The organism is Streptomyces sp. NPDC003691 (genome assembly GCF_053981115.1).
Genome location: NZ_JBSFNQ010000043.1, coordinates 23,009 through 48,345, shown reverse-complemented (window position 1 = coordinate 48,345; position 25,337 = coordinate 23,009). Strand labels below are relative to the sequence as shown.

Annotated in this window: 19 protein-coding genes and 1 pseudogene; 9 read left to right on the top strand and 11 right to left on the bottom strand. The window is 72.0% G+C overall.

Going from position 1 to position 25,337, the window contains the following annotated elements; translation table 11 throughout:
• Positions 1–30: 30 nt before the first annotated feature.
• Entirely contained in the window at positions 31–2,544 is a 2,514-nt protein-coding gene (locus tag ACWDR0_RS20715; RefSeq protein WP_456353173.1) for a DEAD/DEAH box helicase, read from the bottom strand.
• Between the two features lie 296 nt (positions 2,545–2,840).
• Here ACWDR0_RS20715 and ACWDR0_RS20710 point away from each other — a divergent pair, with 296 nt between their 5' ends.
• Together ACWDR0_RS20710 and ACWDR0_RS20705 are read left to right on the top strand one after the other, a co-directional pair.
• A complete protein-coding gene (locus ACWDR0_RS20710; RefSeq protein WP_456353172.1) occupies positions 2,841–3,632 on the top strand; it encodes a metal-dependent hydrolase in 792 nt (263 codons plus the stop codon).
• A gap of 229 nt (positions 3,633–3,861) precedes the next feature.
• Entirely contained in the window at positions 3,862–4,119 is a 258-nt protein-coding gene (locus ACWDR0_RS20705; protein WP_456353171.1) for a hypothetical protein, read from the top strand.
• Between the two features lie 149 nt (positions 4,120–4,268).
• Here the strand turns inward: ACWDR0_RS20705 and ACWDR0_RS20700 are convergent, their stop codons facing one another.
• The 4 genes from ACWDR0_RS20700 to ACWDR0_RS20685 form a co-directional block, all read right to left on the bottom strand.
• The gene (locus ACWDR0_RS20700) at positions 4,269–6,050 is read right to left on the bottom strand and encodes an ABC transporter ATP-binding protein (RefSeq protein WP_456353198.1); all 1,782 of its coding nucleotides are present in this window, start codon (positions 6,048–6,050) and stop codon (positions 4,269–4,271) included.
• Positions 6,051–6,100: 50 nt separating this feature from the next.
• On the bottom strand, positions 6,101–7,993 hold the full coding sequence (locus tag ACWDR0_RS20695; RefSeq protein WP_456353197.1) for an ABC transporter transmembrane domain-containing protein: 1,893 nt from the start codon (positions 7,991–7,993) through the stop codon (positions 6,101–6,103).
• Positions 7,994–8,175: 182 nt separating this feature from the next.
• Complete coding sequence (locus tag ACWDR0_RS20690; protein ID WP_456353170.1) at positions 8,176–9,660, bottom strand: Gfo/Idh/MocA family protein; 1,485 nt, start codon at positions 9,658–9,660, stop codon at positions 8,176–8,178.
• Positions 9,661–9,915: 255 nt separating this feature from the next.
• Positions 9,916–10,365: a MarR family winged helix-turn-helix transcriptional regulator gene (locus ACWDR0_RS20685; protein ID WP_456353169.1), complete on the bottom strand. Its 450-nt coding sequence runs from the start codon at positions 10,363–10,365 to the stop codon at positions 9,916–9,918.
• Between the two features lie 149 nt (positions 10,366–10,514).
• Here ACWDR0_RS20685 and ACWDR0_RS20680 point away from each other — a divergent pair, with 149 nt between their 5' ends.
• Both ACWDR0_RS20680 and mltG read left to right on the top strand, forming a co-directional pair.
• Positions 10,515–12,320 carry an ABC transporter ATP-binding protein gene (locus ACWDR0_RS20680; RefSeq protein WP_456353168.1) on the top strand — a complete coding sequence of 602 codons (1,806 nt, stop codon included), beginning with the start codon at positions 10,515–10,517 and terminating at the stop codon, positions 12,318–12,320.
• A gap of 81 nt (positions 12,321–12,401) precedes the next feature.
• Positions 12,402–13,241 carry an endolytic transglycosylase MltG gene (gene mltG / locus ACWDR0_RS20675; protein WP_456353167.1) on the top strand — a complete coding sequence of 280 codons (840 nt, stop codon included), beginning with the start codon at positions 12,402–12,404 and terminating at the stop codon, positions 13,239–13,241.
• 15 nt (positions 13,242–13,256) lie between these two features.
• On the opposite strand, the gene ACWDR0_RS20670 is transcribed toward mltG, so the two are convergent.
• Entirely contained in the window at positions 13,257–14,348 is a 1,092-nt protein-coding gene (locus ACWDR0_RS20670) for an NAD(P)-binding domain-containing protein (RefSeq protein WP_456353166.1), read from the bottom strand.
• Positions 14,349–14,406: 58 nt separating this feature from the next.
• On the opposite strand from ACWDR0_RS20670, the gene ACWDR0_RS20665 reads away from it, so the two are divergent.
• From ACWDR0_RS20665 to ACWDR0_RS20655, 3 genes are all read left to right on the top strand, one after another.
• Positions 14,407–14,829: a secondary thiamine-phosphate synthase enzyme YjbQ gene (locus ACWDR0_RS20665; protein ID WP_456353165.1), complete on the top strand. Its 423-nt coding sequence runs from the start codon at positions 14,407–14,409 to the stop codon at positions 14,827–14,829.
• 163 nt (positions 14,830–14,992) lie between these two features.
• Positions 14,993–15,490: a MarR family winged helix-turn-helix transcriptional regulator gene (locus tag ACWDR0_RS20660; RefSeq protein ID WP_456353196.1), complete on the top strand. Its 498-nt coding sequence runs from the start codon at positions 14,993–14,995 to the stop codon at positions 15,488–15,490.
• 116 nt (positions 15,491–15,606) lie between these two features.
• Positions 15,607–17,721: an MMPL family transporter gene (locus ACWDR0_RS20655; protein WP_456353164.1), complete on the top strand. Its 2,115-nt coding sequence runs from the start codon at positions 15,607–15,609 to the stop codon at positions 17,719–17,721.
• Between the two features lie 192 nt (positions 17,722–17,913).
• Here ACWDR0_RS20655 and ACWDR0_RS20650 read toward each other — a convergent pair whose 3' ends face one another.
• Both ACWDR0_RS20650 and ACWDR0_RS20645 read right to left on the bottom strand, forming a co-directional pair.
• On the bottom strand, positions 17,914–18,576 hold the full coding sequence (locus ACWDR0_RS20650; protein WP_456353163.1) for a response regulator: 663 nt from the start codon (positions 18,574–18,576) through the stop codon (positions 17,914–17,916).
• Positions 18,551–19,720, bottom strand: coding sequence for a sensor histidine kinase (locus tag ACWDR0_RS20645; RefSeq protein ID WP_456353162.1), 1,170 nt, complete (start codon positions 19,718–19,720; stop codon positions 18,551–18,553). Before ACWDR0_RS20645 ends, ACWDR0_RS20650 begins: the two co-directional genes overlap by 26 nt.
• 176 nt (positions 19,721–19,896) lie before the next feature.
• On the opposite strand from ACWDR0_RS20645, the gene ACWDR0_RS20640 reads away from it, so the two are divergent.
• Positions 19,897–22,176, top strand: coding sequence for an MMPL family transporter (locus ACWDR0_RS20640; RefSeq protein WP_456353161.1), 2,280 nt, complete (start codon positions 19,897–19,899; stop codon positions 22,174–22,176).
• Between the two features lie 162 nt (positions 22,177–22,338).
• Here the strand turns inward: ACWDR0_RS20640 and ACWDR0_RS20635 are convergent, their stop codons facing one another.
• Both ACWDR0_RS20635 and ACWDR0_RS20630 read right to left on the bottom strand, forming a co-directional pair.
• Entirely contained in the window at positions 22,339–22,683 is a 345-nt protein-coding gene (locus tag ACWDR0_RS20635; protein WP_456353160.1) for a GNAT family N-acetyltransferase, read from the bottom strand.
• 27 nt (positions 22,684–22,710) lie between these two features.
• Positions 22,711–22,884, bottom strand: a pseudogene (locus ACWDR0_RS20630) (pirin family protein); the annotation flags it as partial.
• Positions 22,885–23,004: 120 nt separating this feature from the next.
• Between ACWDR0_RS20630 and ACWDR0_RS20625 the strand changes: the two are divergent.
• The gene (locus tag ACWDR0_RS20625) at positions 23,005–24,135 is read left to right on the top strand and encodes a tyrosine-type recombinase/integrase (RefSeq protein WP_456353195.1); all 1,131 of its coding nucleotides are present in this window, start codon (positions 23,005–23,007) and stop codon (positions 24,133–24,135) included.
• Between the two features lie 95 nt (positions 24,136–24,230).
• On the opposite strand, the gene ACWDR0_RS20620 is transcribed toward ACWDR0_RS20625, so the two are convergent.
• A complete protein-coding gene (locus tag ACWDR0_RS20620) occupies positions 24,231–24,416 on the bottom strand; it encodes a helix-turn-helix domain-containing protein (protein WP_456353159.1) in 186 nt (61 codons plus the stop codon).
• Positions 24,417–25,337 lie beyond the last annotated feature (921 nt).

The window sequence follows — 25,337 nt, the reverse complement described above, 5'->3', positions numbered from 1 at the left end:
GCGGCACCGGGTACCCCGCCGGACGCCCGCTCACAACTGCCCCACGGACGTGACCCGGACGACCGCCCGGCCCTCTTCGTCGGAGGCCGTCAGATCGACCTCCGCGCTGATCCCCCAGTCGTGGTCGCCGTTCGGGTCGGCGAAGATCTGCCGCACCCGCCAGAGACCGTGCGCCTCGTCCTCCTCGATGAGCAGCAGCTTGGGGCCGCGGGCATCGGGGCCGGTGCCCAGATCGTCGTACTCGTCCCAGTAGGCGTCCATCGCCTCGCCCCAGGCGTCCGCGTTCCAGCCGGACTCCTCGTCCAGCTCGCCCAGCTCGCGGACCTTGTCCAGGGCCGCCAGCTCCACCCGCCGGAACATCGCGTTCCGGACGAGTACCCGGAAGGCGCGGGCATTGGCCGTGACCGGCCTGACCTGGTCGGCCTTCTCCTGCGCCTCCTCGGCGGACTCCACCTCGGGATTGGCGAGCTGCTCCCACTCGTCCAGCAGCGACGAGTCCACCTGGCGCACCATCTCGCCCAGCCAGGCGATCAGGTCCTGGAGGTCCTCCGACTTCAGATCGTCGGGGATGGTGTGCTCCAGCGCCTTGTACGCGCTCGCCAGATAGCGCAGCACGATGCCCTCGGTCCGGGCCAGCTCGTAGAACGAGGTGAACTCGGTGAACGACAGCGCCCGCTCGTACATGTCGCGGATGACGGACTTCGGCGAGACCGGGTGGTCACCGACCCAGGGGTGGCTCTTCCGGTAGACGTCGTACGCGTGCCACAGCAGCTCCTCCAGCGGCTTCGGGTACGTCACCTCCTGGAGCCGCTCCATCCGCTCCTCGTACTCGACGCCGTCCGCCTTCATGGCGGCCACCGCCTCGCCGCGGGCCTTGTTCTGCTGGGCCGCGAGAATCTGCCGCGGATCGTCCAGCGTCGACTCCACCACCGAGACCATGTCCAGCGCGTACGACGGCGACTCCGGGTCCAGCAGCTCGAAGGAGGCCAGCGCGAAGGTCGACAGCGGCTGGTTGAGCGCGAAGTCGTGCTGGAGGTCGACGGTCAGCCGGACGATCCGGCCCTGCGCGTCGGGCTCGGGAAGCCGCTCCACCACCCCGCCGTCCAGCAGCGAACGGTAGATCGCGATGGCCCGGCGGATATGCCGCAGCTGATTGCGGCGCGGCTCGTGGTTGTCCTCCAGCAGATGCCGCATCGCGTCGAAGGCATTGCCCGGACGGGCGATCACCGACAGCAGCATCGTGTGCGTCACATTGAACCGGGAGGTCAGCGGCTCGGGATCGGATTCGATCAGCTTCTCGAAGGTCGCGTCGGACCAGGCGACAAAGCCCTCCGGGGCCTTCTTGCGGACGACCTTGCGGCGCTTCTTGGGATCGTCGCCGGCCTTCGACAGCGCCTTCTCGTTCTCGATGACGTGCTCGGGGGCCTGGGCGGCCACCAGCCCCGCCGTATCGAAACCGGCCCGCCCGGCGCGGCCCGCGATCTGGTGGAACTCACGCGCCCGCAGGGTGCGGACCCGGGTGCCGTCGTACTTCGTCAGAGCGGTGAACAGCACCGTGCGGATCGGGACGTTCACCCCCACCCCGAGGGTGTCCGTACCGCAGATCACCTTCAGCAGGCCCGCCTGCGCCAGCTTCTCCACCAGCCTGCGGTACTTCGGCAGCATGCCCGCGTGGTGGACCCCGATGCCGTGCCGGACGTACCGCGAGAGATTGCGGCCGAACTTGGTGGTGAAGCGGAAGTTGCCGATCAGCTCGGCGATCTGCTCCTTCTCCTCGCGCGAGCACATATTGATGCTCATCAGCGACTGCGCCCGCTCCACCGCCGCCGCCTGGGTGAAGTGCACGATGTACACCGGCGCCTGGCGGGTCTGGAGCAGCTCGGTCAGCGTCTCCGTGATCGGCGTGCGCCGGTACTCGTACGACAGCGGAACCGGGCGGGTCGCGGAGCGGACCACGGCCGTCGGGCGGCCGGTGCGGCGGGTCAGGTCCTGCTCGAAGCGCGAGACGTCACCGAGGGTCGCCGACATCAGCACGAACTGCGCCTGCGGCAGCTCCAGCAGCGGGATCTGCCAGGCCCAGCCCCGGTCCGGCTCCGCATAGAAGTGGAACTCGTCCATCACGACCTGGCCGATATCGGCGGCCTTGCCGTCGCGCAGCGCGATGGACGCCAGCACCTCGGCGGTGCAGCAGATCACCGGAGCGTCCGCGTTCACCGAGGCGTCGCCGGTCAGCATGCCGACGTTCTCGGTGCCGAAGATCTTGCAGAGGTCGAAGAACTTCTCCGACACCAGCGCCTTGATGGGCGCGGTGTAGAAGGTGACCTCGTCCCGGGCGAGCGCCGTGAAGTGGGCGCCCGCGGCCACCATCGACTTGCCCGAACCGGTGGGCGTCGAGAGGATCACGTTCGCCCCCGACACCACTTCGATCAGCGCCTCCTCCTGCGCCGGGTACAGCGAGAGGCCCCGGCCCTCCGCCCAGGAGGAAAAAGCCTCGAAGAGGGCATCGGGGTCGGCGTCCGGCGGCAACTGATCGATAAGGGTCACGCCCCCCATCTTGCCTGGCGCGCGCCGGTTGCTTCACCCCGGACCGGGGATCGGGGCGGCGCGCCCATGATCACGGACGGTAAGCTGCGCTGTCGGCCGGGGCGCGGACGGCCCGGCGGTACGGGGCGCCGCCGGCGGGCGGGGAGGCCCGTACGGCCCGGCCCGGACCGGGAGCGGGACGGCGCAGAGGCGGCACGGCGCGGCACGGCTGTACGACGACAGACACGACGACTGCGGTCCGCGGTCCCCGGGCGGCGAACCCGGACCGGGGGAGGACCAGGGGCGGGGACACGAACATGATGGGACCGGCGCACTCACTGTCCGGAGCGGCGGCCTGGCTGGGGGTGGGCGCGGCGACCGCCGCGGCCGGTCACCCCATGCCGTGGCCGGTGCTCGTCGTCGGGGCGCTGATCTGCGCGGGTGCCGCGCTGGCGCCCGATCTCGACCACAAGGCCGCGACGATCTCCCGGGCCTTCGGCCCCGTCTCCAAGGCGCTCTGCGAAATCGTCGACAAACTCTCCTACGCCGTCTACAAGGCGACGAAGAAACCCGGTGACAAGCGCCGGACCGGCGGCCATCGCACCCTGACCCACACCTGGGTATGGGCCGTGCTGATCGGCGGCGGGGCATCCGCGCTGGCCGTGACCGGCGGCCGCTGGGCCGTCCTCGCGATCCTCTTCGTCCATCTGGTGCTGGCGGTCGAGGGCCTGCTCTGGCGGGCCGCGCGGGTCTCCAGCGACATCCTGGTCTGGCTGCTCGGCGCCACCAGCGCCTGGATTCTCGCCGGAGTCCTCGACAAACCGGGGAACGGCGCCGACTGGCTGTTCACCGCCCCGGGCCAGGAGTACCTCTGGCTCGGGCTGCCCATCGTGCTGGGCGCCCTCGTCCACGACATCGGCGACTCCCTGACCGTGTCGGGCTGCCCGATACTCTGGCCGATCCCCATCGGCAACCGGCGCTGGTACCCCATCGGCCCGCCCAAGGCGCTGCGCTTCCGGGCCGGGAGCTGGGTGGAGCTGAAGGTGCTGATGCCGGTGTTCATGCTGCTCGGGGGAGTGGGCGGCGCGTCGGCGCTGAACGTGTTCTGACGGGCGCCCCCGGGCTCCGTGCTCCGTTTCCCGCGCCGGTTCTTCGTTTCCGTGCCGGTTCTTCGTTTCCGTACGGAGCGGATCGTCACCGGACCGGCACAGTCGCCCACAGGGGGTGGCGGACCGGAGCCGCCCGGGCCTACCGTCCGATGCAGCCGCCGACGGGGCGGCCCAGCCGTACGCCGCTCCGGCCCGGATGCCGCCGCGGCCCGCGTACCCGGGAGCGCCCATGCGCCGTCGCCGTCCGATCACCGTACTGCTCGCCCTCACCGCCGCCGCGGCCCTGCTGGGCGGCGGTGCCGGACAGCTCGCGAAGATCGTCATTCCCGAGGCCGCGCCGCGCGCCGCGTCCGCCGATGTGGCTCCGATCCTGATCGGCGGCTTCCTGATCGGCGCGGCCGCCCAGCTCGCGGGAGCCGGGGGCGACGAGGAGGCGCCGGAGCGCGTCGTATCGGCGATGAACAAGGCGGAGCTGGTGGGGGCGTAGCCCGTCGACGGCCGGCCGGTCCAACGGTCGCGACACTCCGACCCACCGACCGACCCACCGACCGACCTGACCGGACCGGGCCGGGACCTGGAACCGGTCCCGGCCCGGCCGGACCCGGCCGGGGGATCCGCCGGACCGGCGCGCGCCCGTCAGCCGTGCCAGGAACGCCACAGGGCCGAGTAGGGCCCGCCGGCGGCGACCAGTTCGTCGTGGTGGCCCAGTTCGGTGATCCGGCCCGCCTCCACGACCGCGATCACATCCGCGTCGTGCGCGGTGTGCAGCCGGTGGGCGATCGCCACGACGGTACGTCCCTCCAGCACCCGCGACAGCGAACGCTCCAGCTCCCGCGCGGCCCGCGGATCCAGCAGGGACGTCGCCTCGTCGAGCACCAGTGTGTGCGGATCCGCCAGGACCAGCCGGGCCAGCGCGATCTGCTGGGCCTGGGCGGGGGTGAGCGTCAGGCCGCCGGATCCGACCTCGGTGTCCAGGCCGCCCGTCAGCGCCCGTGCCCAGCCGTCGGCGTCGACGACGGCGAGCGCCTTCCACAGCTCGTCGTCCGCCGCCGAGTTCCGGGCCAGCCGGAGGTTGTCGCGCAGCGAGCCGACGAAGACATGGTGCTCCTGATTGACCAGCGCCACATGCTCCCGCACCCGCTCGGCGGACATCCGCGACAGCTCCGCGTCCCCGAGTGCGACCCGCCCCGACCGGGGGCCGTAGATCCCGGCGAGCAGCCGGCCCAGTGTCGACTTCCCCGCCCCCGACGGGCCGACCAGCGCGACCCGGCTGCCCGGCGGTACCGAGAGCGAGACGTCGTGCAGGACGTCCACCCCTTCGCGGTAGCCGAAGCGGACCTTGTCGGCACGCATCTCGCGCCCCTCGGGCCGCAGCGCGTCGTCGCCCGCGTCGGTCTCGATCTCCCGCACCCCGACCAGACGGGCCAGCGACACCTGGGCCACCTGGAGCTCGTCGTACCAGCGCAGAATGATCCCGACGGGCTCCACCAGCATCTGCGCCAGCAGCGCGCCCGTGGTGAGCTGGCCGATGTCCAGCCAGCCCTTCAGTACGAAGACCCCGCCGAGCATCAGGACCGAGACGAGGACCACGGTGTGGGTGGTGTTGACCACCGGGAAGAGCACCGACCGCAGATACAGGGTGTACCGCTCCCAGGCGGCCCACTCCTTGACCCGCCGGTCCGAAAGCTCCACCCGACGCCGCCCCAGCCGGTGGGACTCGACGGTGCGCCCCGCGTCGACGGTCTCCGCAAGCGCCCCGGCCACCGCCGCGTATCCGGCCGCCTCCGCGCGGTAGGCCGAAGGCGCCCGGCGGAAGTACCACCGGCAGGCGACGATCAGCAGCGGCGCGGCCACCAGCACGGACAGGGCCAGCGGTGGTGCCGTGACCGCGAGGCCCGCGATCAGCAGCCCCGCCCACACGATCCCGATCGCCAGCTGCGGCACGGCCTCCCGCATGGCGTTGGCGAGCCGGTCGATATCGGTGGTGATCCGGGAGAGCAGATCGCCGGTCCCGGCGCGCTCCAGCACCCCCGGGGGCAGCCGGACCGACCGTACGAGGAAGTCCTCCCGCAGATCGGCCAGCATCTCCTCACCGAGCATCACCCCGCGCAGCGCCACCAGCCGGATGAACACCGCCTGGAGCACCAGCGCGACCGTGAAGAGCGCGATGGTGCGCCCCAGCGGCAGTTCGCGCGCCCCCGCTTCGAGCCGTTCCACCACCGAGCCCAGCAGATACGGCCCCACCATCGAGGCGATCACCGCCAGCGCCTGGACCGTGATCAGCACGGTGAAGGAGCGGCGGTGCCGCCGTATCAGTTCCCCCGCATAGGCCCGTACGGTGGCCGCGCCGCCGACTGGCAGCGTTGTCGCCGACTCGGGTGCCGCCGGGTCGTACTCCGGCGGCGTCACCCGGAACATGGTCATTCCTCCTGAAGTCTGGTGGTGTGCAGGGAAGCCGGGCCCGCTGGTCAGGCGGGGACACCGGCCGTCACTCCGGTGCCGGACTCCGGCTCGCGGGTGACGACGGCCCGGTAGCGGGGCTCGGTGCGCAGCAGTTCGCGGTGGGTGCCGACGGCGGCGACCGTGTCGCCGTCCACCAGGACCACCCGGTCCGCCAGATCGAGCAGCAGCGGCGACGAGGCGAGCACCACCGTCGTCCGCGCGTCCCGCAGCTGCCGGATACCGGCCGCGATCCGTGCCTCGGTGTGGGAGTCCACGGCGGAGGTGGGCTCGTCGAGGACCAGCACCTCCGGGTCGGTCACCAGCGAACGGGCCAGCGCCAGGCGCTGGCGCTGGCCGCCGGAGAGCGACCGGCCGCGCTCGGTGATCGGGGTCTCCATGGGATCCCCCGCACCGCCGGAGCCGTTTGCGCCGGACGAGGCCCGGGACAGGGCGTCGAGGACGTCGGAACACTGGGCGGCGCCCAGCGCGTCCGCTGCGGAGACCCGGCCCGACGAGGGCACGTCCAGCAGCTCCCGCAGGGTGCCGGAGAGCAGCACCGGCTCCTTGTCCTGGACCAGGACGGCGGTCCGGGCAGCCGCCAGCGGCAGCTCGTCCAGCGGGACCTTCCCCAGCAGTACGGAGGGGACGGGTGCCGGTGTGCCGGCCGCTGTGTCCCTGCCGTCCTTGCTGTCCTTGCCGGCCCTGCCGCTCTCGCGGCCTTCGGGGTCCTCGCCGTCGTCCGCCGCGGAAACGATGTCGGCGGCCGGATGCCCGCCCAGCCGCTCGGCGAGCGCTCCGGCCGCGTCGGGGTCGCCGCAGACCACGGCGGTCAGCAGGCCCTCGGGGGCCAGCAGCCCGGTGACGGGGTCGTAGAGGTCGCCGGCCGGGGAACCGTGGTCGTGGCCGGTGGCCGTGGTGGTGGTGGTGCGCTCCAGCGCCAGTACCCGGGCGGCCCGCTTCGCGGACGGCTTCGAGTACGAGTACGCCAGGGCGATCTCCTCGACGTTCCGCATCGGGTGCTGGGCCAGCAGCACGGCGCTGTAGACCGTGACCAGCTCGCCGACCGTGATCCGTCCGTCGAGGGCCAGCTTGGCCCCGTACGCCACCACCGTCAGCATCAGCGCGCCCGGCAGCAGCACCTGTATCGCGGAGATCACGGACCAGGTGCGGGCAGCCCTGACGGCGGCCCGACGCACCTCCTGGGAGGCGGCCCGGTAGCGGTCGAGGAACAGCTTCTCGCCGCCGATGCCGCGCAGCACCCGCAGCCCGGCGACCGTGTCGGCGGCCAGCTCGGTCGCGTACCCGGCCTTCTCGCGCTGGACGTCGGCGCGGTGCGAGGCGTGCGGCAGCAGCGGAAGGACCGCCAGGGCGACGACCGGGAAGCCGATGGCGACCACCACACCCAGAGCGGGCTGGTAGATCACCAGCGCCGCGCAGACGACGAGCACCGTCGTCGCGGCGGCCAGGAAGCGCGATACCGCCTCGACGATCCAGCCGATCTTCTCCACATCGCCCGTGGAAACGGCGACGACCTCGCCTGCCGCGACCCTGCGGGTCAGTACGGAGCCGAGGTCGGCGGTCTTGCGGGCCAGCAGCTGCTGCACCCGGGCGGCGGCGGTTATCCAGTTGGTCACGGTCGCCCGGTGCAGCATCGCGTCCCCCAGGGCGATCGCCACACCCAGCCCGGCGATGAGGAGCCCGGCGAGCGCCAGCCCCTTGCCGTCCCGGTCGACCACGGCCTGGACGGCGATCCCGGTGCCCACCGCCAGACCGGCGATGGCCAGCTGGTTCAGCAGTCCCCAGCCCAGGGCTCTGGCCTGACCGCCGAGCTGGTGCCGGAAGAGCCAGACCAGAAATCGCGCACCCGAACGGACATCGGGTTTACCGGGATCTCTGTAGGGAAGATTATGGATCTGCATCATGTCCCAGCACAGGTCGAGGGTGGTGCAAACCGTGCAAGGTTCGCTCCACCGGACCCGATTGCGCAATCGGTTTTCGGGCGTTGTGAGCACCTGCACAGAGGGCCGGGAGGGGTCCCCGTACCGGGCGCCCGCTCCCGTAGGCCCTCCACCGCACTCGGGTTCAAGAGGGACTCTTCGGATCAGTCCGAAGGTTTGGCCGAATCCACACCCGGCCTGGTCCGCCGCCACTCGCCCCGGGTGAAGTCGGGGATCGGCAGCGGAGCGCCCTGGGCCTTGAGCGACAGATGGCTCAGCGGCACCGGCGCTGTCCAGACGGCCGCGTCGTAGACGTCGAAATCGGGGACCAGCCCGAGACGCATGGTCTGCACGAGGCGGAAGAGCATGATGTAGTCCATGCCGCCGTGCCCGCCGGGCGGATTGGCATGCTCCTTCCAGAGCCAGTGGTCCCAGCCCGCGTACCGGGCGAAGTCGCCCCAGCGGTGGTCGGTGTGGTCGGGCTCGACATAGATCCGCGCCGGATAGTCCTCGAAGACCCCCTTGGTACCGCCGAGGCTGTTGATCCGGCTGTACGGATGCGGGGTCGACACATCGTGCTCCAGCCGGATGATCCGGCCCTTCGCCGTGCGCACCATGCTGATCGTGCGGTCGGCGGAGACGTACGACTCCTTGAAGCTGGGGTCGCCCGGCGGCATCTTCGCGGCCCGGTACTCGGCGAGGCCCAGCGCGGGGGTGCCGAAGCTGGAGATGCTCACCACCCGGTCGCCGCGGTTCACGTCCATATAGTTCGCCACCGGGCCGAAGCCGTGGTTCGGGTAGAGGTCGCCGCGGAGCCGGGTGTGCCAGAGCCGCCGCCAGGGCCCCTCGTAGTAGTCCGGGTCGAACATCAGCTCGCGCAGATCGTGGTTGTACGCGCCCGCTCCGTGCAGCAGCTCCCCGAAGAGCCCGGCGTGCGCCATCCGCAGCACCCGCATCTCGTTCCGGCCGTAGCAGCAGTTCTCCAGCTGCATGCAGTGGCGGCGGGTGCGTTCGGAGAGGTCGACCAGTGCCCACAGCTCGTCGAGGCGCATGGCCACCGGGCATTCCACGCCGACGTGCTTGCCGCCGAGGAGGGCGGCCTTCGCCATCGGGAAGTGGGTCTCCCAGGGCGTCGCCACATAGACCAGGTCGAGATCCCCGCGCTCGCAGAGTGCGAGGTAGTCGTCCTCGTCCTTGGCGTATACGGCGGGGGCGGGCTGTCCCGCCGCCACGACCTTGGCGGCGGCGCGTTCGCATTTGGCCTTCACCGGGTCGCAGAGGGCGACCACCCTGACTCCGGGCAGGGCGAGAAACAGGTCGATCATGCTGCCGCCACGGTTGCCGAGGCCGATGATCCCGACCCGTACGGTGCCGCGGCGTTCAAACGGCACCCCGGCCATGGTCCGGCCCTGGCGCGGGGGAGCGGTGTATCCGGCGGAAGGGTCCGCGCCCGCGCCCGCGCCCGCGGCGGCCGCGGCCGGTCCGGCGCCGAAGCCTCCCAGGGCGACCCCGGCTCCGGCCACCCCCGCCGAACTCCGCAGTACGGAGCGGCGGCTGGGGCCGTCGGCGGGGGAGTGACCGAGAGGGCTGACATCGTTGTCCGGCGTGCGGGGCGCGGAGCCGTGGTCAGGTGTGGCCGCGTCGTTCATCGAGCCTCCAGGGGGAGCTGATGGTGCGCTGCTGATGCTGAACCTCGGTCAGCACGATCGCGGTCGGGATCGCTGATGCGCAAGAGGGCCGTTGTGGCGGGGGAGTGCGGTCGGGGCGCGGCGGCCGGATAGGTCCTCTTGCGCGGCGGGGGCGGGGTGGGTTCCGGCCCGTGCGGCCGCACGGAGATCACGGCCGCGCCGTACGGGATCTCGTGAGGCGGTGCCGCCGCCGGCTGTTCCCGCCCGCGGCGCGGGTCAGCAGCTGTGCCGGTCCCCGCCGTCCACCAGTGCCGACAGCAGCGCGCCGAACTCCGAGCGCTGCTGCCCGGTGAGCGGCGCCAGGATGTCCTCGGCGGCGGCGCGGCGCGCCTCGCGCAGGGCGCGGAGGGTGGCACGGCCGGTGTCGGTCAGTTCGATCCGTATCACTCTGCGGTTCTCCGCGTCGGGGGCGCGGCGGACCCGGCCGGCCGCCTCCAGCCCGTCCACCAGGCTGGTCACCGCGCGCGGCACCACCTCCAGACGGGCGGCGAGATCCGCCATCCGCGGCGGACGCTCCTCCTGCGCGAGGGCCCGCAGCAGCCGCGACTGCGCGGGAGTGATCGTCACCCCGGCCGCCTCCAGCCTGCGCTGCTGACTCCGGTGGATCCGCCGGGTCAGCCGCAGCAACTGCTCGGCCAGCAGGCCGTCGGCCTCGGGTGTGGTCATACGGGAACAATATCAGGACGTTATTCATTGTGCACATAGGTAACTATGAACTATGCTCGCTTTGTCGTCGTGCCGGACGGCGGACCCGGCCGGGAGTACCGAGGCCGGGACACCCCGGCGGGCCCGGACCCGGGCCGCGGAGGGAGACCATGCGCCCCGAATCCATCAGCTGGACACCCCCGGCCCCCACGCCGGACCAGCCGCCCGCGCAGGTGCGGCGGATCCTCCGGCTCTTCCGTCCCTATCGGGGCCGGCTCGCGCTCGTCGGGCTGCTGGTCGCCGCCTCGGCCCTGGTCTCCGTCGCCTCGCCGTTCCTGCTGAAGGCCGTGCTCGACACCGCGATCCCGCAGGGGCGCACCGGGCTGCTCGGTCTGCTCGCCCTCGGAATGATCCTCGCCGCCGTGCTGAACAGCGTCTTCGGCGTCCTCCAGACCCTGATCTCGACCACGGTCGGCCAGCGCGTGATGCACGACCTGCGGACCGCGGTCTACACCCGGCTCCAGCAGATGCCGCTGGCCTTCTTCACCCGGACGCGCACCGGCGAGGTGCAGTCCCGGATCGCCAACGACATCGGCGGCATGCAGGCGACCGTCACCTCCACCGCGACATCCCTGGTCTCCAACCTCACGGCGGTGGTCGCCACCGTGGTCGCCATGCTCGCCCTCGACTGGCGGCTGACGGTGGTCTCGCTGCTTCTGCTGCCGGTGTTCGTCTGGATCAGCCGCCGGGTCGGGCGCGAGCGGAAGAAAATCACCACCCACCGCCAGAAGCAGATGGCCGCCATGGCCGCGACGGTCACCGAATCGCTCTCGGTCAGCGGCATCCTCCTGGGCCGCACGATGGGCCGGGCCGATTCGCTCAGCCGCGCCTTCGAGCGCGAGTCCGAGCAGCTCGTCGATCTGGAGGTCCGCTCCAGCATGGCCGGGCGCTGGCGGATGTCCGTCATCGGGATCGTCATGGCCGCCATGCCCGCCGTCATCTACTGGGCCGCGGGCCTCGCCCTGACCCACGGCGGCGCGGCGATTTCCATCGGCACCCTGGTCGCCTTCGTCTCCCTCCAGCAGGGGCTGTTCCGCCCGGCGGTGAGCCTGCTTTCCACGGGCGTGGACATGCAGACCTCGCTCGCCCTGTTCCAGCGGATCTTCGAGTACCTCGACCTGCCGGCCGACATCACCGAGCCCGAGAAGCCCGTCAGGCTCGGGAAGGCCCGCGGCGAGGTCCGCTTCGAGGACGTCCGCTTCGGCTACGAGGCGGGGCTGCGCCCGACCCTCGACGGTATCGACATCACGGTTCCGGCCGGCCGCAGCCTGGCCGTCGTCGGCCCGACCGGCTCCGGCAAGTCGACCCTGAGCTATCTGGTGCCCCGGCTGTACGACGTGACGGCGGGCCGGGTCACCCTCGACGGGGTCGATGTCCGCGACCTCGACTTCGACAGCCTCGCCCGGTCCGTCGGCGTAGTCTCCCAGGAGACGTACCTCTTCCATGCCTCCGTCGCCGACAACCTCCGTTTTGCCAAACCCGACGCCACCGACGCCGAGATCGAGGCGGCCGCCCGGGCGGCCCAGATCCACGACCACATAGCCGGCCTGCCCGACGGCTACGACACCCTGGTGGGGGAGCGGGGATACCGCTTCTCCGGCGGGGAGAAACAGCGGCTGGCCCTCGCCCGTACGATCCTGCGGGACCCGCCGGTCCTCGTCCTCGACGAGGCGACCAGCGCCCTCGACACCCGTACCGAGCAGGCCGTACAGCAGGCCGTCGACGCACTCTCGACGGGCCGCACCACGATCACCATCGCGCACCGGCTGTCGACCGTGCGGAACGCCGACGAGATCATCGTCCTGGACGGCGGCCGGATAGCCGAGCGGGGCACTCACGACGAGCTGCTGGCGAAGGGCGGCCGCTATGCCGAACTGGTCCGCGGCGACACCCGGGACCAGGTCCCGGCGGCCTGAAAGAATCAGCCCCCTTCCCTCCCCGCCACACCGAGGGCGGCGTTCCCGGCCCCGGCCGCCCTCCGGGGCTAACGTGATTGCATGATGAACGCGCCCATGACGCGGCCGGCGGGCCCGCGCCCGCGGCCGATCCGCCGGGGCCGGGCCGCGGTGGCCGCGGCTGGCGGCCTGGTGCTCGCCACGGCGGTTCTCGTCCCCCTGCTGACCGACACCGAGCGGGTCGGCGCCCGGACGCTGGTGATTCCCGAGGGCTGGCGGGCCGCCCAGGTCTACCAGGCCGTGGACCGGGCCCTCGGCGAGCGTCCGGGCACCACCGGCCGCGCGGTGGCGACGGCCGGGCTGAACCTTCCGGCCGCGGCCCGGGGCAATCCGGAGGGCTATCTCTTTCCGGCGACCTACCCCGTACGCCCGGACAGCACCCCGGCCTCCCTGCTGGCCGGGATGGTCGACACGGCCAACCGTCGGCTGGCCGCCGAGGCGATCGCCGCGGGGGCGCGGCGCGGCGGGACGACGGTCTACGAGACGGTGGGCATCGCGAGCATCGTCCAGGCGGAGGCGGCCACTCCCGAGGACATGGGGAAGGTCTCCCGGGTCATCCACAACCGGCTGGCGCGCGGGATGCCGCTCCAGATGGACTCGACCGTCAACTACGCGCTCCGGCGGACCACGGTCGACACCACCCTTGCCGACACCCGGATCGACAGCCCCTACAACAGCTATGCGCGCAAGGGCCTGCCGCCGACCCCGATCGACAATCCGGGTGACCAGGCGCTCAACGCCGCCGTCGCGCCGACCCCGGGGAAGTGGCTCTTCTTCGTCACCGTGGGCCCCGGGGACACCCGGTTCAGCACGACCTACGCCGAACACCGGCGGCACGTCGCCGACTTCAACAAGCGCCGCGCGAGCGAACGGGCCCGCTGAACCCCGCCGCCCGGTTCAGCCCGCGGGCACCAGGGCGGGTTCGCGCTCCAGGAGCCGCCGGATCTCCCGTACGGCGGCCCGGCCAGCCCGGTTGGCGCCGACCGTCGAGGCGGACGGCCCGTACCCGATCAGATGCACCCGCTCGTCCCGGACCGCCCGGGTGCCCTCCATCCGGATGCCGCCGCCCGGCTCCCGCAGCCTCAGCGGCGCCAGATGGTCGAGGGCCGCCCGGAACCCGGTCGCCCAGAGGATGACATCCGCCTCGACGGTCCGGCCGTCGTCCCAGGCCACGCCCGTGGGGGTGATCCGGTCGAACATCGGCAGCCGGTCCAGCACCCCGCTCTCCCGGGCGGCGCGGACCGCGTCCGTCAGCGGCAGCCCGGTCACCGACACCACGCTCCGCGGCGGCAGCCCGTTCCGTACCCGCTCCTCCACCCGGGCCACCACGGCCCGGCCCACGTTCTCGTCGAAGGGCCCCTCCCGGAAGACCGGCGGCCGCCGGGTCACCCAGGTGGTGTCGGCACCGTGCTCCGCCAGCTCCATCAGATGCTGCGTCCCCGAAGCCCCGCCGCCGACCACGACGACCCGCAGACCCGCGAACTCCGCCGGTCCCGGATAGCCCGCCGTATGCAGCTGCCGCCCCCGGAACGTCTCCTGCCCCGGATAGCGCGGCCAGAACGGCCGGTCCCAGGTCCCGGTGGCGTTGATCAGCGCCCGCGCCGCCCAGGTCCCCGCCGACGACTCCACGAGCAGCCGCCCGCCCTCCCCCTCCCGCACGGCCGTCACGTCCACCGGCCGCCGCACCCGCAGCCCGAACCGCTCCTCGTACGCCCGGAAGTACTCGCCGATCACCTCCGACGAGGGCCGCGCCGGATCCGCCCCGGTCAGCTCCATCCCCGGCAGCGCGTGCATACCGTGGACCCTGCCGTACGTCAGCGAGGGCCAGCGGAACTGCCAGGCACCGCCCGGCGCCGGGGAGTGGTCGAGCACCACGACATCACGGTCCGGCACCAGCCCGGTGCGCCGCAGATGGTAGGCGCCGGACAGCCCCGCCTGCCCGGCGCCCACGACGACCACGTCCACGTTCCGCGCCTCAGAGTCGTTCATGCTTCTACCAACCCCGGAGCCCGGCCCCGTCTTCCCGCCCGTCGGCGAAGATGGACCCATGCCCGCACCCTTCAGCACCACGACACTCACCCTCACCACCGGCTCCCGGGAGACGGTGACCGACCTGACCCGCGACTGCGAACGCTTCCTCGACGAGGTGGCCGAAGGCCGCGACGGCCTGCTCAACGTCTTCGTCCCGCACGCCACCGCGGGCATCGCGGTCATCGAAACCGGCTCCGGCAGCGACGACGACCTCCTCGCCGCGCTCCGCACCCTGCTCCCGCCGGACGACCGCTGGCACCACCGCCACGGCACCCCCGGCCACGGCCGCGACCACGTCCTCCCGGCCCTCGTCCCCCCGCACGCCACCCTGCCGGTACTCGGCGGCCGCCTGGAGTTGGGCACCTGGCAGTCGGTCTGCCTGGTCGACACGAACAAGGACAATCCGCGGCGCCAGGTGCGGCTGAGTTTCCTGGGCTGACCACGATCGTTCCGGAACCGCTGGGGTCTCGGGCCACCGAGAGGATCGGACGGGGACGCCCGATTGCCCGGCCGGACCCGGAATGCCGCCCCTGCCGTGGCCGATTGATGGACGGACCGGCGCGGGCTCGGTGTCCGCCCGCCCCGGTGGCTCGGCCGGTACGCTGCCGGGCGTGAGCGGCGAGAACGGCGGTGGCGAGGCGGCGGCGCGGGAGCGGCTGAGGGCGCTGGCCGTTTCCCTGCGGAGGGTGAACGGCGAGATCAACCGGCTGACGGATGCTTTCGCGGCGGCCCATGGACTGCATGCGACGGATATGAGTGCGCTCGCCGCGGTCCTGGACGCGGAGGAGCCGGTGACCCCGGGGATGCTGCGGACGCGGCTGGGGCTGACGTCCGGCGCGGTGACCGCCTGTCTGGACCGGCTGGAGCGCGCCGGACATATCCGGCGTACCCGTGACGCGGCGGACCGGCGGGTGGTGCGGGTCGAGTACGTGGACGAGGCGCGGCTGGTCGCGCGGGCCTTCTTCCGCCCGCTGGCGGTGGCGGGGGAGCGCACGCGCGGCCGGTTCGAGGACGAGGAACTCGACGTGGTGCTGAGGTTTTTGAACACCTTCAGCGAGGAGATGGCCCGTCTGGAGGAGCCCCCGCGCCCGGCGCGGTAACGGGGTGCGGGGTGGGTGCGGCCGGGGGCACCGGCATCACCTACGATCAGAATGTCTCACTCCATCAAGATAATCGGCTCGTCAGTCGCCCGTCGAGACAGCGGATGTGTCCTCCCATGCCCCGAACCGCCCACCCCGCCCGCTCCTCCCGCGCCACCCGTCTGCTGATCCCGCTGCTCCTCCTCGCCGTCTGGCTGGGGGTGGGCGGGATGCTCGGCCCGTACGCGGGGAAGCTCGGCGAGGTCGCCGCCAACGGCCAGGCGGCGTTCCTGCCCCGTACCGCCGAGTCGACCCGGGCCATCGAGGCGCAGGAGGCCTTCAGGCAGAGCGATGCCGTACCGCTCGTCGTCGTATGGACCGCGCGCGGCGGCGGCCCGCTGCCGGAGACCGCGCGCGCGGACGCCACCGGCGCCCTGGCGGGGATCGACGGCTCACGCCTGCTCGCCGGAAAACCCTCCCCCGCCCTCGTCTCGGACGACGGCCTTGCCCTGCGGGCGGTCGTACCACTGCGGACCGATCTCGGCGACGGACTGCCGGACGCGCTGGACGAGATCGGGGACACGGCCCGGACGGTGCCGGGAACCGGCGTCCATCTCGCGGGCCCGGCGGCCGCCCAGGCGGACCTCAAGAACGCATTCGCCGGGATCGACGGTCTGCTGCTGGGCGTGGCCCTGGCAACGGTGCTCGTCATCCTGCTGCTGGTCTACCGCAGCGTCCTCCTGCCGCTGCTCATCATCGTGGCCGCGGTGTTCGCGCTCGCCCTCGCCTGCGCGGTGGTGTACGCGCTCGCCGAACGGGGGGTCGTGCGGGTCGACGGCCAGGTCCAGGGAATCCTGTCGATCCTGGTGATCGGGGCGGCCACGGACTACGCCCTGCTGCTCACGGCCAGGTTCCGCGAGGAGCTGGAGCGGGAGGACGACCGTACGGTGGCGATGCGGGCCGCCCTGCGCCGCTCGGCAGGTCCGGTGCTGGCCAGCGCGGCCACCGTGGCGCTCGGACTGCTCGCCCTTCTGCTGAGCGACCTCGCCAACAACCAGGCGCTGGGGCCCGTCGGTGCCATCGGTATCGTCTGCGCGGTCGCGGCGGCGCTCACCTTCCTTCCCGCCGTGCTCGTCCTCCTCGGCCGCGCGGCCTACTGGCCCGCGCGGCCCCACCGGGACGACCCGGAGGCGGCGACGAGTTCGCACCGGATCTGGCGCCGGGTCGCCGACCTGGTGGACCGGGCACCGCGCCGGGTCTGGGCCGTCACCCTGGCGGCGCTGCTCGCCTGCGCGGCGTTCGCCCCGAACCTGACCTCGCGGGGGGTGCCGCTGGACGAGACCTTCGTCGGTGATGTGCCTTCCGTGACCGCGCAGGCCGTACTCGGCGAGCACTTCCCGGGCGGCTCGGGCAGCCCCGCCGTGGTGGTCGCCCGCGCCGACGCCCTGGAGCCGGTCGCGGCAGCCGCCCGGCAGGTGCCGGGCGTCGCCTCCGTACTCCCGACGACCGCCAGCGGTGCACCCGGTGGCCCGCCCCTGATCGCCGAGGGCCGGATCCGGCTGGACGTCACCCTGGCCGACCCCGCCGACGGCGAAGCGGCCGAACGGACCGTGGCCGCGCTGCGCAAGGCCGTCCACGCGGTCCCCGGCGCCGACGCCCTGGTGGGCGGGGTCACCGCCCAGCGGATCGACACCCAGCAGACGGCGGCGGCCGATCGCACCCTGATCGTGCCGGTCGTCCTCGCGATCATCCTGGTCATCCTCACGGCGCTGCTGCGCTCCCTGCTGATGCCGCTGCTGCTGGTGGCGACGGTCGCGCTGAACTTCTTCGCCACTCTCGGGATCGCGTCCCTGGTCTTCACCCACCTGCTGGGTTTCACCGGTACGGACGCCTCGGTGCCGCTCTACGGATTCGTCTTCCTGGTGGCGCTCGGGGTGGACTACAACATCTTCCTGATGTCCCGTGTCCGCGAGGAGTCGATCCGTCTCGGTACGCGGGAGGGCCTGCGCCGCGGACTGGTGGCGACCGGCGGGGTGATCACCTCGGCCGGAGTGGTCCTGGCGGCTACGTTCGCGGCACTGGGGGTGATCCCCCTGGCGTTCCTGATCCAGATCGCCTTCATCGTCGCGTTCGGCGTCCTTCTGGACACCCTGGTCGTCCGCTCCCTGCTGGTCCCCGCCCTGGTACGGAGCCTGGGCGAGCGCGCCTGGTGGCCCGGCGGCCCGGCCGGCTTCCGCCGCCCGGGGCCGTAGGAGGCCACCGGTCCGGGCGGGGACGCGCGGACCGGTGGTTCGGGGTCCGTGCCGACGCTCGGGGAGGAGCGGTGGCCCGCGCCCGTTCGCCGGCAGCCGCTAATAGCGTGGCCCCGGGCGCCTTTTCGGAGCCGACGGGGAGTGCACCCTGTCAGGGCGGCTGCTCATGGGACATGGCCCGGCGCATCCGGCTCAGGATCCGGGGAGGATACGGCGGGTCTCGTAGGCCCACATCGCGATCTCGACCCGGTTGCGGGCGCCGAGTTTGGCCATCAGGCTCGCCAGATGCGTCTTCACCGTGCTGAGGCTGATGTGCAGCACATCGGCGATCTCGGTGTTGGTCAGCCCGCGGGCGACGGCGAGGAGCACCTGCTCCTCGCGGGCGGTGACGGGGGAGACCGGCTGGGCCGCGGGCCGGCCGGCGGGCAGGTCCGCGAATGCCTGGAGCAGACGGACGGTGACGCTGGGGGCAATGAGCGCCTCACCGTCGGACGCCGAGCGTACGGCCTGGGCCAGAAGGTCCGGTCCCGTGTCCTTGAGGAGGAATCCGCGGGCGCCGGCGCGCAGTGAGCCGTAGACGTACTCGTCGAGGTCGAACGTGGTGATGACGACCACGGTCAGCGGGTCGGCGACGCCCGGGCCGGCGATCAGCCGGGTGGCTTCGAGTCCGTCGAGTACGGGCATACGGATGTCGAACAGGCAGACATCGGGGCGGAGTTCGCGGGCCAGACGTACCGCTTCGTGCCCGTCGGCGGCCTCGCCGACCACTTCGATACCGGGCTGGGCGTTCAGCATGATCCGCAGCCCGGTGCGGATGATGGCCTGGTCGTCAGCGACGAGGACGCGAATGGCCACGGTCGCTCCTCGCTCTCGGCAGTTCGGCTTCGACATGCCAGCCCTGGTCGGCGCCCGGGCCGGCTCGTAGGGCGCCGCCGAGCAGGGCCGCGCGCTCGCGAAGTCCGGCAAGCCCGTATCCGTCGCGCCCCCGGCCGGTGCGCTGGCCGTTGTCGCGTACGGTCACCCGGACCGTGTGCCCTTCGGCGGCGACCCGGACGACGACCTCGGTCGCGCCGACCGCATGGCGCATCGCGTTGGTCACCGACTCCTGCACGATGCGGTAGACGGCCGTGTCCACGGCCGGGGGCAGCGCGTCCAGCTCGCCGTCGAGCCCCAGGTCCACCCTGAGGCGGCCACCCGGGGTCCGCACCAGGCGTTCCAGGTCCGCGACACCGGCAGGCGGCGCCAGTTCGGCGCCTACGCCGCGGTCCCGCAGCGCGGCGACCATGGCGCGCATCTCCTCCAGGGTGCGCGCCCCTTCCTCCTCGACCCCCTCCAGCGCCTCGACGGCGGCGGACGGGTCGGTGCCCGCGAGCACCCGGCCCGCCTGGGCGATGATCACCATGGCCGACACATGGTGGGCCACCGTGTCGTGGAGTTCCCGGGCGAGCTGCTCGCGCTCACGGGAGCGCATCTGGTCCCACTGCCGCTCGCGAGCGGCCACCCGGAACCGCACGGCCGCCCCGACCAGGGCGGGCAGCAGCAGGAAGACGAAGGCCCCGACCTTTTCGGCGACCGGGGTGTCGTCCGTGACGGTCCCCAGAACGCAGGCCGCGAGGGTCACCGCGCCGCCGAGCACCATCTCCCGCCCCGATCCCCACCGGGCCAGCGCGTACAGCAGCACGAGCACGACACTGCCGGTGGCGAGCCCGACCGGCTCGCGCGGTTCAGCGACGAGCGAGGCCACTTGAAGCAGGATCGCCGAGCCGAACGCCAGTGTGACCATCGCCAGTGGGCGGGTCCGGCGCCACAAGGGCAGCAGGCACAGCCATACGGCGAACACCACCGCCACCGGCCGCCACACGATGTTCTCGCGCAGGCCGGCCTCCAGCGCCACGGCGCCCAGACCCACGGCGAGCAGTGCCCAGTCCCGCCACACCCGGGCGGGCGCGCCGGGCGGCCGGGGTTCGTTCCACAGGGTTCGCAGGTCGTCTCGCAGCACGGTTCCCAGCCTAGGCACCACGCCGTGGCGCGCATCGGCCGAAAGAACGGGGCGTCACTCCGCCCCGGGGCCGACGGAGCCACGGCCCGCGAGCCGATGCGGCAGAGCGCCCGTGGCGGCGAGCCTCGGCACCGGCGGCCGCACAAGGACGGCCAACGACGTGGTTGGAGAACCCGATGCTCTCGAAAGCCCTGTTGCGCCTGGGCACAGGCGCCGCCCGCCGTCCCCGGCGGGTGATCGCGGCATGGCTGATCGCCGCCACGCTCGCCGTCCTCGCCGCGATCGCCTTCGGCGGGCGGACCGCGGACTCGATGACCGCTCCGGGGCTGGACTCCCAGCGGGCCGCGGAACTGATCGAGCGGGCCGGTACCGGCCAGGAGGGGATGACCGCCCAAGTGGTCGTCACCCCCCTCGACGGCGGTGCGACGTTCTTCGACCAGGGCAGCGCGCGCACCGCTCTCACGCGGCTGCAGGCCGAGGTGAAGCGGCTGCCGCACGTACTCGGTACGAGCGACCCTGCGGGTGCGGTCGGCGCGGGCCGGGACACCGCCGTACGCGACGGCCTGGTCTCGGCCGACGGGCGGATCGCGGTCGTCCGGGTGCAGTATCCCGACCAGAGCCGGCTGTCGGCCGAAGACCTCGACGCCCTCGTTGGTCTCGGCGACCGGCTGCGCGACGAGCTGCCCCTGCGCATCGAGATGGGCGGGAACCTCTTCTTCGCCTTCTCCGGAGCCAACGGCGGTGTCAGTGAGCTGATCGGCCTCCTCGCCGCGGCCGCGATCCTGTTCCTGGCGTTCGGTTCGCTCGTCGCCGCCGCGCTGCCGATCGGCATGGCGGTCTTCGGGCTGGCCATCGGAGTCGCCACGATGACGGTACTGGCGGGGGTGATGGACGTCCCGGCCTTCGCCCCCGTCCTGGGCAGCATGGTCGGGCTCGGCGTGGGCATCGACTACGCGCTGTTTGTGCTCGCCCGACACCGGGAGTACCTGGCGCGCGGGCTCGAACCCCGCGAGGCGGCGGGGAGAGCGGTGGCCACGGCGGGGCGGCCCGTGGTCTTCGCCGGCGGCGTCGTCGTCGTTTCGATCCTCGGACTGGCGGTCGCGAACGTGCCGTTCATGGTGGTGGGCGGGCTCGCCGTCTCGATCGTCGTGCTGATCATGGTGATTGCGTCGGTGACGCTTCTGCCGGCCTTCCTCGGCGCGGCCGGCCTACGCCTGGCCCGGGCCGGCCGGATCGGCCGGGCTCTGCGGGGCAGGATGCCGGGCCGGCTCGTACGGCGGCGGGGCACGGTGACGGGTGCCGCTCCCGCCGCCGGCTGGCGGCGTTGGATCGGGCATGTCAGCAGGCACCCGGTGCTGTACGCGGTCGGCGCGGCGGGGCTGCTGCTGGCCGCGACGCTGCCGGTGCTCGGTCTGCGCGCCGGCCTGCCGGACGACGGCTCAATGCCCCAGAGCCGTACCGAGCGCCGCGCCTACGACCTCGTCGCCGAGGGGTTCGGCCCGGGCACGAACGGTCCCCTGGTCATCGCGGCGGACCCGGCCGGTGATCCGGGAGTGCCGGACCGACTCGTCGCAGCGGTCGCGGCGGATCCGGGCATCGCGTCCGTCGCGCCGGCGCATATCGACCGGGCCAGCGGCATCGCGACCTTCGTGGTGTTCCCGACCACCAGCCCTCAGGACAAGGCCACGGCCGACACCATCGCCCGGCTGCGCACCGGCGTGCTGCCCACGGCGATCGGGCCCGGCCCGGCCAGGGCCCACGTCGGAGGCGCCACCGCGAGCCTGTCCGATGTGGGCGAGCGCACCAGCCAACGCCTGCCGGTGCTCGTCGCCGCCGTGCTGGCGATGTCGTTTCTGCTGCTGGTGCCGGTCTTCCGTTCGATACTCGTACCGCTCAAGGCGGTCCTGCTGAACCTGCTGAGCATCGGCGCGGCCTACGGCATCATGGTCGCGGTCTTCCAGTGGGGCTGGGGAGGCGCACTCATCGGGCTGGAATCGACGGTTCCGATCGTGTCGTTCATCCCGATGTTCCTCTTCGCCATCCTGTTCGGCCTGTCGATGGACTACGAGGTGTTCCTCCTCGCCCGGGTACGCGAGGAGTATCTGCGCACCGGCGACAACGGCACGGCGATCGTCGAGGGCATCTCGGGCACCGCCCGGATCATCACCTCGGCCGCCCTCATCATGGTGGCGGTCTTCCTGTCCTTCGCCGTCACCGAGGACCCCTCCACCAAGATGTTCGGGCTCGGCCTGGCCACCGCGATCTTCATTGACGCCACGGTCGTACGCATGGTGCTGGTACCGGCGACGATGACACTCCTGGGGCGGACCAACTGGTGGCTGCCGAAGTGGCTGGACCGGATCCTTCCCCGCGGCCCGGTCGGCGCCGACGGCATCGACGCCACCGGCGGCACCGGCGCGGAATTCACGGGTGAGGCCCCGAGTCCACGGGCGTAGGCGACCCGGCCGGCCGCTGACTCGGCTCCTGCCCGCCCTCGGTGTCCGGCACTTCGCCGTGTCACCCGGGGCCACCCGTCCCGACGGCTTTGCGGAGCAGGTCGGTGCGGGTGGCCGCGGATCGTACGGGAGGCGGTGGCCCCGGGCGCCGGACGCCGCGGTTCAGCGCTTCAGCCGGGAGTCGAGCCAGGTGAGGATGTCGGGGGTGACGGGGTCGGTGATGTCCGCGAACTCCCGGTGCTTGGTGAGGAACTTGGCCACGTAGGGGCAGACGGGGACGATCCGCATTCCGGTGGCGCGGACATCGGTGAGGGCCTGCTCGACGAGGGTCGCGGCGAGCCCTCGGCCCCCGTAGGCGTCGTCGATCTCGGTGTGGAAGAAGACCCGCTGGTCGTCGCGGTCACGGTAGGCGGTCAGGCCGGCGCGGTCGCCGTCGACCAGGATCTCGTAGCGGTGGCGGGTGTCGGCGTGGCGGACGACGGGGGCGCTGGTGGGCTGCTCGTTCATGAGGGAGGGCGGCCTTCCGGTTCGGGGTCAGCGGGGGGAGGGGTTCCTGCGGGGGGTGATCACGGCGCGGGGCAGGGCGGGGGCGGGCAGCCGCTCGCCCGGGTAGCCCCCGACGGTGCCGAAGCGGTCGGAGCCGTTCTCCCACTCTTCCCGTGCCTCGGCGATGTCCTGGTGGCTGCGGCCGATGAAGTTCCACCACATACCACGTAGATCCCGTCTTCGTGCAGGTCAGGGGCTTGGCGCACGATGCGCAGTCAGCAATAGGTCAGCATCGTACGCGGGAGGTACCGGACCATGGCCACCAAGGCACTGGCCCACGGCATGGGCAGCTTCTTCAAGGACTGCGAGCACCCGCAGACCGGCTGGTCCAAGTGTCCCCACACCTACACGATCCGGTACCGCAACGCGGCGGGCCGCCAGGTCGAGGAGTCCGGCTTCACCACCCAGGACCTGGCCAAGGAGCGTTTGACGAAGGTCTACAACGCGAAGAAGGAAGCCGCCCGGGGCCAGACCAAGGCCGAGCGCATCCAGAAGTACGGCTCCATGCGGTTCGGCGCGTACGCGGCCGAGTGGAAGGAGGGCCAGCGCGACCTCGCCGTATCCTCCGTCCGTCACCTGGACTCGCTCCTGGAGCACCATCTGCTGCCCGCTCTGGAGAGCCGCCGGATGGAGACCTTCGACCACAAGGTCGTGGACGGCTTCATCCGCACGATGGAGCGCAACGGCATCGGCCTCGCCACCCAGGCCAACGCCTACGACAAGCTGAAGTCCATCCTGCTCGACGCCCACCGTCTCGGCCTCTACGAGGACAACCCGCTCGACGGCGTGAAGCCCCCGCAGTACGACCCTGCCCGCGCCGTCATCCCGTCCCTGCCCCAGCTCCATGGGATACGTACTGCCGGCGACGACGCCTTCCGCCTTGTCGCCGACCTGATGAGCGGCTGCGGCATGCGCAACGGCGAGGCCGCAGCCGTCAACCTCAAGAACATCGTCGCGGACGATGTCTACCGGATCACCGAGCAGGTCAACCAGACGACGAACCAGTACGCCCGGCTCAAGCACCGCAAGACCGGCGACTACCGCGACGTGCCCCTGCCCGCCCGGGTGAAACTGGGGATCGAGTGGTACGCCGACACATACGGCACGACGGCGGACGGCTACCTCCTCCGCCACCCGAACAGGCCGGACCAGCCCTTCCCGTACCACCGCATCCAGAACCAGTGGCGCCGGATGAAGGCCCGCGGTGAGGTGGACATCCCCGAGGGCATGGTGGTGTACGGCTTCCGCCACTTCTTCGCGTCGAACTGCCTCGGTCACGGCATCCCGATCACCGACGTCGCCGAGTGGATGGGCCACAAGAGCCTGGACATCACCTTCAAGATCTACCGCCACCTCATGCCAGGCTCCATCAGCAAGGCGGCGAAGATCCTCGACGTCGGCCTCGCCGCCTGATATACGAAACACCCTCCGGTTCTTGAGCCGGAGGGTGCCAACGGTTCTGTACGGCGATCATCTGCAGGAGGACCACCGAGCCAGGAAAGTCCGTCCTAACCGAGCTTCTGCTGCCTGACCCAGACCTGAACCTCGGAGACCTTGAACTGGATCTTCGCATTGCGGCCCCTGCCGAACTTGTACGGAGTCAGACCGGCCCTCGGGGCCTCCTTGTAGACCCAGGTCACCGACATGTTCAGATACTCAGCGGTTTCCTTGACATCCATGAACTGGGTCGACATCCATCCTCCGAAGGCCAGTGGCTCTCCACAGACCGAACGGTCGCCCGGCCCAGGGCAGCGTCGGTGCTCCCAGCCGGTTTGGTGTGACCGATGTATTTCGATAGAGGAACTCGCCCGCTTTGCGGACAGAGGACGCATCACCCACGGGTGATGGCTTCGGGCAAGGGAGATCGAAGTCGTACACCTGCCGATCACGAGGAGGCATGCCCCAGGCAGGATCTGGGCGGCCGGTGGGAAACAGTGGCAGCCTTTCCTGTGCGACGGCATCGCGTTCGCCGAGGCGCTCCCGCATACCTCGATCTCCAGCAGATGGAGACGCCTTCGGTGGCGTTCCGGTCGGCCGACATGGTGTGCGCGCCGGTGTCCATCAGCTCAGGGGCGAGGGTGCGCGCGGCATCGACGGCGCGGACGCCCTTGGCGGGCAGCTGGATACACCGTCCTGCGCCGACGGCGACCGCCGTCTTCGACGTGAGGTTGAGGTCCACGGGGTTCCGGTTCCTTGAACGGCACGTACATGATGAAGGAAGGCAGTTCGGGCCGGTTCGGTGCCGCGTTGGCGCAGGGCTGGCATCCCGTCGGCCTCGCCTACCGGCCATAACGCGCTGGTGGCGCACACCAGTGGTCGCGGGCTCGTGAGGCGCCCTGCCGCACGCTGCCGCGTTCCGGTTGTGCGAGCGGGGCCGACTCCGAGGGCCGGGCCACACTGAGGCGGACCTCACCTTCCCTGTCCCCTCTCGGAGTCTGGGAGGGGCTTCGGACCCCGCTCACCCTCAATGTGTAGAGGACTGAACCGGCCTTTTCCTCCCGTCCAGGACGAGGAGAAGGGACCGGTTTACTGTCCGCCCGTCGCAGCAGCGGCGCCTGCAGACGATTTCTCCGAGCGTCGACGCCAACGCTGAGTAGCGGAAGACCGCTGGTCAG